The sequence below is a fragment of the Candidatus Nitrosotalea sp. FS genome, assembly GCF_011319475.1.
Classification (GTDB): Archaea; Thermoproteota; Nitrososphaeria; order Nitrososphaerales; family Nitrosopumilaceae; genus Nitrosotalea.
Genome location: NZ_RCMC01000190.1, coordinates 1 through 10260 on the forward strand (window position 1 = coordinate 1; position 10260 = coordinate 10260).

A 10260-nucleotide genomic window follows, 5' to 3' on the forward strand; every position below is an offset into this window, starting at 1 on the left:
GGTCGTATAAGGCCGCCTCCTCCACCTCCTGGCAATCCACCACTTGTGACGATATGAGCTACGCTTTTGACGTTGTGATAAACTACGTCTACTTCATCGCCAAGTTTTGCAGAGAGTGCACCCACTGCAGGATCAGGATTTGGTGTAACCAGTTCGTTTGTCTGGGTGAGATCATTTAGGTTGATGATGCTTACAATATCTCCACCTACTGCTTGAATTGAGCTTCCATTAACTGATGAAGTACTTGTGAATTTGAGGTTTTTTGTAAATATTCCAGTGTTGGGTCCTGTCTCAGTTAGATTCAAAAATATACCAGTAGTTTTATCAGCAGGTGTACTTGATGAGAGCACCTCGATTCCATTAATTGATGCAGGACCACTAACTATGGTTTCAACTTTGGAAGAATTCGTATTCAGTGTGTTATCATGAATACCCACAGTTTGGGTACTACCCTGTGCAAATGTTTGCGTTCCATTTGTAAAAATAAGATCATGGTTAGAAAAGTCTCCGTGGTTACCTGGAGATTCAGTAAGTGTAAGAATAATTCCGCTAGGATTCGTAGTAGAGTTGACTAGTACTTGGATTGTGTCAGCAGGGTTACCACCAATGAAACTATCATCATGTACTGTAAATGTCAGATTTCCTAAAAATCCAGTACCAATTGCAAGTCCACCTGAATTAAGATCAAGACTTGTACTTCCATTCCAAGAGACTGTTATTGATGGTGCAAATACCTGCTGTGATGGAATAATCATGCTTGAAAGCAACAAGCACATTACAAACAGAATCCATCTCTGCTTCAAGTCGTCTTATAGACATTAATTTAATATAAGGAGTTTTTGGAGTAGGATTTTTTGAATATAATAATTCCATATTTAATTGAAAAAAATATGTATTTTTTCAATCAGATTATCTACATTATACAAAAATTTTTAAAAAAAAAAATTCAAGGGGCAAAATCTTAAAAAGCAGTATGTGAAGGATCGTTAGATTGTCTGACACTCTCAAGTTTTCTCTTGTTATGTTTGCTGGGTTGATCATGTTTGGCATAGCACCAGTCTTTGCCACAGATGTAACTGATAGTTCACCTTGGCAGAGTACTAAGAACTATGCAATGTTACCTGTGCGAGTTCTTGACTGTAGTCCATATGGAGGAGACTCGGATGATGATGGAATTTGTGATAATTGGGAATCAAACTCTGGACCCAATCCTGGCTTGCACATTAATTTTACGGACAACACGCAAGGTACTACTCCAGTCAATTACAGATATGACCTCACATGTGTTGTAGGCAGAACAATTGCTGATGATCCCACTGGTTATACAGTATGTCCATCACCAACAAAAAAAGATATTTACGTTGAACTTGACTGGATGTCAAATCAGGCTCCCAATCCACAAGCTATTGCAGATGTTGTAAAAGCATTTGACAACCAAGGAATAGCTTTGCATGTACAATATGGTGAAAATCCATCTACAAACAGTGGCGATATTGGTCTACATTATTGTGATGTAAGAATCATGGCAAGAAATTATCCAACAACAAATAATGGTCTTACATGCAGTCCATCAACTCTAAATTATCAAGGATATCCGTATCTAAAACAAAATAGATTTGGAACTATAGATGAGAGAGCAGGTAACACTAGCTACTGTCCAAACAATGCAATACCCACAAATGCTGGAACTGTATCAAATCCTAATTCATACAATTGTCTTACTGCAAAAAGACAGGTCTTCCACTATGGCATGCTTGTAGACTATCAATTTGGTAACACATTATCATCAGGATGGTCAGAGGTGGTAGGTAATGACTTTGTTGTATCACTAGGTAGTTTTATTGGCGGCGTAGGAAGCATCGATGAGCAGGAGGGTGCTATAATGCACGAGTTGGGCCACAATTTCGGTCTTCATCATGGCGGAGAGATTCCTCCCACAGGTGTTGAAGATGATGACAACTGTAAACCAAACTATCCAAGCATAATGTCATACACGTACCAGTNCTAACGGTGTAGGAAGCATAGATGAACAGGAGGGTGCGATAATGCACGAGTTGGGCCACAATTTTGGGCTTCATCATGGTGGAGAGATTCCTCCTACAGGTGTTGAAGATGATGACAATTGCAAACCAAACTATCCAAGCATAATGTCATACACGTACCAGTTCAGAGAAAATAATGATATTTGCAGACCACTTGACTACTCTAATTCAGCATTATCCAGCTTAAATGAACAAAGCCTTACAGACTCTAATGTTGGAAGCTACCAGTATCCATCAAATAATTCACCTCCTCCAACTGGCACTGCACCAGGACAACCATTATCATGTCCAACAAGTGGTGAGAGATCCATCTGGTGGTCTACACCTAATAATGGAATAGTGAGTGGTACTACCGGAGTAACAAACGATTGGAATCTAAATACAGCCAGTCCTTATAGTCAAAATCTCAATAATCTTGGTGTAACAGGATGTAGTACAGGTACATCGTCAACACTAGATGGTTTCAGCGACTGGAATTACATCAAGACAGGAAACAGCATAAATCCACATCCTCTCAACTTTAGAACCAGTACAAATTTCTACCAGTCAGTAGTATCAGGCAATGATACCAACACTGAACTTGGACCTCTTGGCCAAGATGTTACAGAGATAACTAGTGATGCAGTGAAAGGATTTCGCGGACATCACTTGGACGATTTATTTGATAAGCTAAAACCATTTGCTTCAAGTCAGGTCAACAGTACCCACACCATAAAACAATTGATGGATGATGCAAACACACAAAATAACAACAACAACGTGTGGGGGGTCTACTCTGACCTAGTACAGATAAAGAACAACCTGCCACCCGTAACTATTTCGTCTCAGGAAAACAGGACTGCAACACTTCAGGACATTGACTCTGAGATGAATAGTTTTGCCGTTGCTGGAACAGTTCCTGAATTTGGTCCAGTAGCAGCTGTGATTCTTGCGATATCGTTTATCAGCATCATGATAATTTCAAAGGCAAGATTTAGAGTTGGATTTTGAGAAAGGACTGACTTCTCATTTTTTCATAGATTCAAGAAATACAACTCTCGCACAAATTATTTCAGGAACATACTGAATTGGTAGAATCTAGATTAATCGTAGTAAGCATTGTATCAATTATTGTTTTTCTTGCTGTCATGTCTCCGTCTCAGGTTTTTGGCATTAGTTATACGGGTTCAATTTCAGTGGACAAGCAAGTTTATCCTGTTCCATTTGGGTCGGTTGGGGCAAACCAAGGGCAGAGCGATTTTGATCCAACAAACAGTATGATCAGAAACAAACCTGGAGTATTTCCATTACATCAAGATGTTACAACAGGAGGTCTGACAAATATTGATACAATACAAAATGGAAACGTCATTGTACACATCAGGGTAAATGACAAGGACTTTGATACATCACCAGGCATAAACAAGATATCCACAGGAGTAAATGATGCAAATCATGGACCTGTCTCAATTCAGATCTCAAGGGGAGGACAATCTATGTTGCTTGCATACGCAGGAGGCCCTGCAGTAAAACAAGGCAAGATCCTCAACTTGAATGGCACTAACCTACCAGCAGTAAATTCTGCAGCAGTCTCTCATGCAAGAGATCTTGGTCCAATGATTGAGATCGCTCCAAATGCAGGCATCTTCCAGATAGACTTGCCAATCAAGCTAACTGATGGACCTTCAGATGCTACATGTCCACAAGTTGACAACTTTGATGGCTCCATTAGTGGTGCAGGGTTTTCTGCCTCTCAGTTGGTGCGATTTTACTCTGCGCCCCCAAGTGGCAAGTATTGTGTGATGGCAGGCGATATACTTACCATAAGTTATATCGATGTAAAAAATGCTACAGGTAACATCCAGACTGTCACTCATACTGCTACATTTGATCTTAAAAATGGAGAACTCCAATCTGACAAGCAGGTATATTTTGTCAGTCGTGACATGATCCTTACTTTGGTTGAACCTGACTTGAACTTAGATTCACAGAGTGTAGAACACATTCCACTTGATTTGATTGAATGGGATTCACATGCTTTCAAGGGAACAATAGGTGTACTTGGAGGACAAGCTGCAGTATTTAATCCAACGCCATTTATGCTTACAGAGACAGGTGTAGATACTGGTATCTTTCAATCTGTAGTCAAGATTCCAAAGAAAATCAATGGAACCTTGCTGGAGAGAGGAGAGCAGATTCGCCTAGGATATACTGACTGGGGTTCAGCAGGCTCCAAGATAGTAGGTGCAAGCAGCCAAGATAAGCAGTTGATTGTTTATACAACTAACTTTGGAGCATCAATTGAACTAGATCAGCATGTATACACCTGGACTGACCGTGTTTACATTACCGTAGTAGCACCGGATCATAACTTTGATCCAAACTTTATTGATTCTATTGGAGACTCGGACTATAATCTGGTTGTAAGCACAAAATACCACATGCTTTCTCCATACAAATTGGTTGAGACTGGAGTTAACACTGGAATATTCACAGGCTATGTTATCCTGACAGGCAACTCAACCATCAAGGGTGCTGGAGGAGTAGATGGCTCGGGCAAAGAACCAACTGGAATGGGTCCAGGCGGAACTGGTCCAACAGGTGGCTTTCTCCCTGCAGAAAATGTTGACGGTATCTCAGTATCATTTGAGTTTACAAAGAACCAAACGGTAACAGGCTCTGCTCTCATACACTGGAACAGGGGGGAGGTGAAATGGCTTGATTCGTCATATCCTTCAAACGGCCAGGGAACATTGGAAATTGTTGATCCAGACATGAATCTTGATCCCAATGCAGTTGATAAATTCGATGCAACTGTCTTGTCTACCACTGACCCTGGTGGCATCAAGATTACCATGACAGAGACAAATGTTTCTACTGGAATATTTCATGGTACTGTAAAATTTTCTACAACCATGTCTTCTTCGGGTGATACATTGCGGGTAAATGTGGGGGATAATGTCACAGGTAGATACACCGACAGGACATTGCCTTCTCCTCCATACAATGCAGCAGATCAGTTGAACATTGAAGATATAACATCGATAGACCCTCCATTGGATCCATTTCGCATTTTATTGAAGAATGGTCCGTTCACTCCGTCAACTGGCTTTAATACGGTACAGATAACAAGCAATAGCAACTCAAGTGATACAGTACACTTTTTACTTCAATTTACAAAACTTCCAAGCCCATCTGAGATAAACACGATTACAAACAACGGCGTAACTTTGCTTGACTACATAACAGGCAATACCTACATTGCATCAACCAAAGTATCCAACATAAACATCCTGCAGACACTTCCAAATGCACGATGGGCAGGTCCATTTGATCCTAATTACAAGGTTGATGCAGATGTAAAGACAGGAATTGTTCCACAATGGGCAAATCAAGGAAACCAATCAGTGTTGACCATACAATTAAACAAAGATGTAGACATTACAAAAGCATNCACCATGGGCAAGTCAAGGAAACCGGGTAGTGTTTACCATACAATTAAACAAAGATGTAGACATTACAAAAGCATCAGACAATATCAATAATATGGGCGGAAAAATTATTTCGGTTGTAAAAACTGTCCCGTCTATAACCATAGTAATTGATCCTGTCAAGATAAAGGATCTTGCAAATAAGGACTTTGTGCAGTATGTTTCGTTTGTTGATCCGCCTCTACAAGAATCAAACGACATGGCAANAATTTGATCCTGTCAAGATAAACGATCTTGCAAATGAAGACTTTGTGCAGTATATTTCATTTGTTGATCCGCCTCTACAAGAATCAAACGACATGGCAANAGCACAAAAAACCACAATATTATCTGGTAAAGGTCTAAACTTTGGTGACTTTTGTAGTTCAACATCAACTACAGCCACCGGTCCAACCTTCCCTGATACTAAAGGATTTACTGTTGCAAGACCAGTCGGAGGCTCAGTAACTCACCCAGCAGGTGCATCAAACTTTGGTACATGTACCAATTTGTCAACTTCTGGTGGTGCAGCTGAAGAACATGTAGTAAGACAAAACAAGACTCTTACACATGCTAACAGCGCTGTAACCGTCGGTCAAATTGGCTTTGCAGACTCTAACGTCTGGCCAATTATCCAGCTCTATGACTTCTCTGCAATCCCAAGCGCAGTAACAGTGGACTATCAAAAGAACGGTGGCGACCAAATCGTCAACTTGACCTTTGACAAAATCCCACAAAACTTGATTTCGGTCATACCAGATAGGTCAACATATCCAGAAAACTCTCAAGTTTTCTTGACAATGAATGACCCACAGCTTAACATTGACCCAACAGAGGAGGACTCGTGGACCTGGGGTACAAGTGCTACAAACAATACGCTATACTATCAGGCATTTGACAGAAATGGAAGTCCTGATGCAGATGGCACTGCGGGCATGCAAAACCTGGAAGGCAACCTTACTCAACTCATGTTCAATCACAACGGCAGGATCACAGTAAACCCTACTGCTCAGAGCTCAAGAGTAATTGATTTTGAATCAAACTACGAGACAACCTACAATGGAATCAAGAGAGGTGATCCTGCAGCTGTTAGCACCAGATCAATTGCCGCAGGCTCGCAACCACTCTCTTTTGTTGAAGGTGGTGTGAATACTGGAATATTTGGCACATGGGATAAAGGAGGAGAATCAGAGATTGTAACTATAAAAGATCCAAGTATAAGGGGTCAGTCTGCCACATTCCAGTACAATGACATCAGCGGATCAATAGTTGGTGGATTTGCATTTGGAACAATTAATCAGGGCTCTACAAGTCTTGCAAAAGATATACCGGTAACACTTATCGACAATGATCTCAACCTAAACAGCAAGAGGATAGAATACCTCAATTTCTACGACCCAGTAATGACCAGAATTCCAACAATGGTCATTGGGACTCCATTTACCCTTTCCTCAGGAGGAGCAGGCAGCGAGACTGCGCAACTAGTCAAGCTTGCAGGTAGCCCCTCTTTTAGTAGCGGTATTGGGACAGCACAGGTCTTGTCCATATCTCAAAATGCAGTAGACATACAAGAAGATGAAGCTGCAAGCCAGAGACCGATCTTTAGCTTTTCAAGTACTAGTACAACTGAGATAAATTCAACAACTGCATTGTTAATAGACTTGAAGACAACCATGAGCACGCTCTTGGGTACGATACATAACACAGACAGGGTTGGCAGTGCAGAGAACTTTACAGGCTTTAACTTTCTTAACTATGACCTACGATCACTCGGTCTTAACGGTGCAACTGGCAGTTCCATCACCAATATTGGGATAAACCTTGTTTACAACAATGCAGGTACAGGCCTTACAAGCAATGGAAAGATATATTCTTCAAATCCTACACTTGTGCACATTGCAGACTCGGTAAGTTTGAGGGACTTTATCAACCTAAACTATACTGACATTGCAGCATCAGACCTAAACAATGACCTCTTTGGAACAGTTACAAAAAATGCCAACATTGGAATATTGGTTACATTTACAACAGATCACGGTGGCAATCTTTTCTTGCCACCTGTTGGAGAGCCAATGGCAGTTGACTTTTTTAGCATAGGCTTGATTGGCAACGACGTACAGAACATGCAAGAGATAAACAATGGCATTTACAGGTTTGAGCTTGCAGAGACCGGTAACAACACAGGAGTGTTTACAGGCACAAGTCAGTATTTCATGCTCAACCAACTCAACATTTTTGATCACAATACATACTCTGCATTGAGAACAATCAACCATGACGTAAAGTTTGCAGCAATCACTAGTATGCAGTCAGGAAGTGGCGCACCAACTATTGGATATCTTGACCTTGGTGCAGACGGAGTTAATACAAAGATTGGTTCGCAGAAAGACATTACGACATTTAGTGGAACCATAACCACTGACAAAAAAACATACAACATTGGAGACACTGTAACAGTAACACTGACAGATCCTGATCTTGACACAAACCCCAGTCTTGTTGTCATTTACACTACAGTTGCACCAACTACTGCAGCAGTGCAAGATGTTGCAGTTGATACCATAGGCAAGGCAGGGCTTGGAGTATATAGTAACAGTCAACCAATTGGGGAACTGGCAAATGTAGAGTTTGGACCAGATAAAATAAGATGGTCCAACTCTGTAATACCAGGAGACCCGCATCACACGGTGTCATGTTTTGGCAAAGAGTCATCTGGTGGTACAAAGGGAGGATTTGCCACAAGCCTGTCTGCAAGTGGTTTTTCACTTGTTGAGACTGGTCCTTCAANTGGTCCTTCAACAGGTGTCTTTACTGGTACTTTTCAGATGCCAGATCAGTTGTGCCAGGACGGGACCATCGTGTCATCTATAACTCAACTTGTTCAGGTCAACTATTGGGATTTTCTTGATGCAACAGGACATCCAGAAATGACAACTGCCAAATCTCTTTCATTCCCACTCCAGCCAGGATCAGTTTCTGACAGGCACACCTATCCAAATGGCAGTTCCATAACTATACCATTTGTAAGCGTGAACAACACTGCACTAACAATTGATTTTCCTCAAGGAATTTTGTTCCCTCAAGGCGATCCTACAAACTATAACAACACGTATGTTCCAGCACAAAGTCCACTAGATCCGGTTTGCAGTACCGGACAATTTTATTCAGAGTCTGGCCAGTGTCTCTGGGCCCCAGACACGTGTTCTAATGGTATGCTTCCTGATGCAGCAGGTCACTGTAACACAGATCCGCCATACCCAAACATGTGTGTAGGTGACCAGCACCCCAATTCTTTAGGCATGTGTTTTTCACCTCCGCAATGTCCTAACGGTTTTAGCTACGATGCATCATCAAGACTTTGTGTACCAAATACATGGCCTACTGACTGCAACAGTCCTGATGCCAATTATCTCAACCAAGAAGGGTGGTCCTGGTCCATACCCCACGGTGTCAACGCTACAATAAGCGACAGAACAAATCCTGGCACAAACATTGTCACAAAGGCTGATAGCACCGGCTTTGTAGTACAGTGGACAATGCCAAGGGGATCGATTATAGGATACAAGGCAGGTGTATTTTACAATCCCGTCAACTTTTACCAGAATGTGCCAAATGATGCAAGCAACCACAGATACATGTTCTTCCAGGTGGACTATGGCATTGGAAAGGTACTCGGTAATAGACAAGGACTGATTATGACGTTTGAGCATGGCGGAAGCGGAAATTATGCATTCATAAAACTAAAGGAGGTGAATGTCGTACCAGGCTCAAAATACTGGATAACCGGAGTACTAGAACCTGAGCCGCTTGCAGACCCTCCTGCATATGTAGTTCAGATAGTACAGGGGACCCATTCTTGGATTTACACGACTAAAATTGATGACATTGATCCAAACACAAGCCCTGTTTACAGGTTCCAGAGTTTCCAGGACCAGTGGATAAGTACCGATTTTGCAAGTGACCTGTTCCGTGATGAGATTTCGTATCCGACAATTGTTTCAGTAGACAATGACAACCATATTTCTCTTGGCAGTTTTCTTACCAACGCAACTCCATATGCTTCCATGGAACCAGCCAGCATCACAAGCTCATTCAAGTTGCTCAGTCCGCACTTGACAACACCCTTGCCATCGCAACCATATTCCTACACAGACTCAAGGAACTGCCAGGGATTTGGAAATCCTAGTACTGACACTGACGATCTTCCAGGCACCCAGCCTTCAGATCCGAAAACAGATGGCCAATATACAATCATACATACGCCTACAATACCAGAGTTTGGTCCGCTTGTGGGAGTCATTGGAATAGTTTCTATAATTTCCGTAATTGCAATTACAAGAAAATATTCTGGCAGATATTGAAAATTAATTGGCTAGAACCTCTATCATAAGATACAGTCTAGTGTCAACAAGAAGATGATCAGGTCATTTACACTGTCAATAGATGTTGCTATAATATAGTGTGGGTGTTTTTTGTTGGAAAATAATAAAAATTTAGTAGACAAGAATTGGCGAGGACACAAGTGTGGTAGTGGAACGGATCTTGTCTATCTTTCTTATCTTTGAGTTTATCACATCGCGCAGCGAGTCTGCCGAGTCTGTCTCGATTTTTACTATAACATCATAGTTGCCACACGTTGGCTGGACTTCTTTAATCTCAGATATTTGCTTGAGGGAGTCAACCAGCGATTGGATACAGTCCTCGCAGGTTATCATTACAAATGCGCTTTCCATATACCTTGGACCATCAGTTGATCTTTGCATGGATAT

The 10260-nt window shown here is 41.5% G+C and carries 1 protein-coding gene and 1 pseudogene; both read right to left on the reverse strand.

The annotated features are described in order from the left end of the window. Window positions 1-776 (reverse strand): annotated as a pseudogene (locus tag DYY66_RS06875) (hypothetical protein); the annotation flags it as partial. A 9208-nt stretch (window positions 777-9984) separates the two neighbouring features. Then, window positions 9985-10260 (reverse strand): Lrp/AsnC ligand binding domain-containing protein (locus DYY66_RS06905; protein ID WP_218583657.1); only part of this gene is annotated, 276 nt, incomplete at its 5' end.